This is a genomic window from Steroidobacter sp. (assembly GCF_016790065.1).
Lineage (GTDB): Bacteria > Pseudomonadota > Gammaproteobacteria > Steroidobacterales > Steroidobacteraceae > Steroidobacter.
The window spans coordinates 1-2,905 of sequence record NZ_JAEUPY010000119.1 but is presented as its reverse complement, the minus strand read 5'-3'; the positions used below and the strand labels follow the sequence as shown (position 1 = coordinate 2,905).

At 60.6% G+C, this 2,905-nt stretch carries 2 protein-coding genes; one reads left to right on the top strand and one right to left on the bottom strand.

What is annotated here, in order from left to right; all coding sequences use genetic code 11:
• Positions 1–173 (bottom strand): sigma factor (locus JNL55_RS37355; protein ID WP_415923009.1); only part of this gene is annotated, 173 nt, incomplete at its 3' end.
• A gap of 131 nt (positions 174–304) precedes the next feature.
• On the opposite strand from JNL55_RS37355, the gene JNL55_RS05240 reads away from it, so the two are divergent.
• Complete coding sequence (locus JNL55_RS05240) at positions 305–2,776, top strand: TonB-dependent siderophore receptor (RefSeq protein WP_293850284.1); 2,472 nt, start codon at positions 305–307, stop codon at positions 2,774–2,776.
• The last annotated feature ends 129 nt before the right edge of the window (positions 2,777–2,905 follow it).

The window sequence follows — 2,905 nt, the reverse complement described above, 5'->3', positions numbered from 1 at the left end:
GGAACTCTCAACAGCTCCATGTAGACTTCCTGCGCCAGATCGTCGACATCCTGAGCGCAGCCGCGATAACGCAGCAGATAGCGCAACAGCGCTCCGCCGTAGCGTTGTCGCACGAGTCCGGCTAGCTCAGCGCTGTCGCGTGACGCTGCCGTCAGTGTTGGTTTGATCGCCATGAAGCGTCGCTGTGCCCTGGGCGGACCTATACCCCATAAGGGGAACGCAGCCCTGCAAAAGGGGTACTAGTACCCCGTTTATAGCGCACCGGGCCCCCTACAGGGCGAGAACACACAACCATGGGGCGGGTATGAAGACTTGGCGATTCGATGCGATCAACATGGCGCTGGGTCTGGCAGTGGGCGCGTTTGTCGTCGGCGGTGCTTGCGTCGTCAGCGCCTCGGCGTATGCCGAGCAGGCGCAGGCCAGAGTCAGCTTGAACATCCCGGCGCAGTCGTTGGGATCCGCGCTCACCGAATTCGCCAAGCAATCCGGTTTGCAGATCATGTTGTACGCGGATCTGAGTGCTGGTTTGACTGCGCCGCCTGTGGTCGGCAGCTATCTGCCGGCCGACGCGCTCACTCTGCTGCTGCGGCAGACCGATCTCAGTTACGAGTACATCAATGCCAGAACGGTGGCGATTCGCAAGGCGCGGTCGCAGGCTGCGATCCGCGAGGTTTCGCATACCGCTGCCGGTGTCACCGCCAGCAATGCGGCTGAAGGCCGTGCTCAGCCTGGCGTCGTCGAGGCTCAGCCGCTGGACGAGTTGCAAGTCGTCACGGTGACCGCGACTGCTCTGGGTGCGCTCGGCGAACGGGCGGAGCTCGATACGCCGTTCTCGATGAGCGTGTCCACCGAAGAAGATATCCGGCGCCGTCAGGCCGGCTCTTTATATGAAGTGCTGGGCGGCGATGCCGCGTCGGCTCCCAGTGGCGATGTCTATGGGCCGTGGGGTTCGGAGTTGAGTGTGCGCGGCCTGCCGCTGGATCTGAACAACAACGTCAAGATCAACGGCCTGCCGTTGCAGGTCTTCGGCGTGCAATTGCCGGTCGAGGCGTTCGAGCAAGTCGAGTTGTTGAAGGGCTTGGCGGGCTTCATGTATGGCTTCTCGCAGCCCGGCGGTATCGTCAACTACACGACCAAGAAGCCCACCGACCAGTCGCTGCTGAGCTTCGACGCCGGCTACCGAAGCGGCAGCATCTTTTCGCAACACGTCGATGTCGGCGGTCCCATCGGCGAACGCTTTGGATATCGCGCCAATCTATCTAATGCGCGCGGCAGTGCTTATGGCGATGCGCGGGTCGATCAACAGGCCGCGGCGTTGTCGCTGGAAAGTAATCTCACGTCGTCGCTGACCTTGACCGCCGATCTGCTCTATCAGGATCGGGAGATTCGCCAACCGACTCCGTATTTCAAACTCACCTATCCGGAAGATGGGTCGCTGGTACGGTTGCCGCGAGCCGTGAGCGCCGATCGTGTGGTCGCTTCACCGGACTCGTACAACGATAACGAGTTCTACTTGCTGACCGCCGGGCTGCGCTGGCAGATCGCCGAGAACTGGAATGCGAAAGTGGATGTAGGCAACACACGTAATCGTTTTCGTGTGGCCCAGGAGTACAACTATTTTTTGAATCCGCAGGGCGACTATCGATCTACTACCTGGGACGGATTGAATATTTATGACTATCGTCAGGCGCAAGCCACACTCAGCGGCAGCTTCCAAACCGGCGTGCTCAGCCATGAGGTCACGGTGGGTGCCAGTTGGTACGACAACGATATCGATTTCATGATCAACGCGCGGTTCGGCGGCAACAGCCATACCAGTAATCTGTATGCGCCAACCCGGCTGCAATGGCTGGTCGGCCCGCGACGCGACGGGATGCAAACCTATCGCTGGGCCGAAGAAACTCAGACGGCGGTATTCGCCAGCGACACCATCGGCCTCGGCGAGCATTGGTCGGTGCTGGCCGGACTGCGCCACAATCGCTACGAGCGTGACAGCTTCCGTGCCAACGGCACGCTGAATGCTTCGTACCGGACCAGTCCAAGCACTCCCACCCTGGCGGTGATGTTCAAGCCCAACGGCGCCAGTACTTTGTATCTGAGCTACGTCGAGGCACTCGAGCAGGGGTCGACCGTCAGCGTGCTCAGCGATTACGCCAATGCCGGCGAGTTGTTGCCAGCGTTGAAGAGCAAACAGTACGAAGCTGGAGTAAAAATCGCGCGTCGCCAAGTACGCGCGTCTGCCGCAGTATTCCGCATCGAGCGGGGCGCCGAGTACGGCAAATACATCGGCACAGATCTCTACTACACTCAGGACGGCGTGATTCGCCACGACGGTATCGAGTTGGACGGGCAGGTGGATCTCGGCAATTGGACGGTGGGAGCCAGCACCATGTGGCTCGACGCGGCTTACCATGAAGCCGAAGCGGTACTCAAAGGCCGGCGAGTTACCGGAGCGGCGCGGTTCGGTGCGGCATTGACTGCTAGCTATCGAGTGCCTGCGTTGCCGGATCTGAATTTTCACCTCGATGCTCAACACCGGGCCGCCGTGCCGGTGGATAACAACTGGACCGCGGACAGCGTCGTCGACGTGTCCTTGCCATCAGTCACGGTGTTGAACTTGGGCGCCAGCTACGACGCCGCTTGGAACGACAAGGCGCTCACCTTGCGAGCCCGGGTCAACAATCTCACAGGTAAGGACTACTGGTTGGGCGGCGGCGATGCCATAGTAGTGGCTCCACCGCGGACGCTGATCGTGAGCGTCGAGGTTCGTCTGTAGGTTTCAAGCGATGCTTCAACGCCTGTGCAAATGGTCCTGGTTCGCCGCTGGCATTCTGCAATTGCAGATTGCCGCGGCGGCCGTCACTCCTGCTACTGATGGATCGGCGAGCGAGTTGGTGGTGTTGCC

Coding starts and splice junctions, on each gene's coding strand:
- JNL55_RS05240 (WP_293850284.1), top strand. CDS start 305: ATGAAGACTTGGCGATTCGATGCGATCAACATGGCGCTGGGTCTGGCA.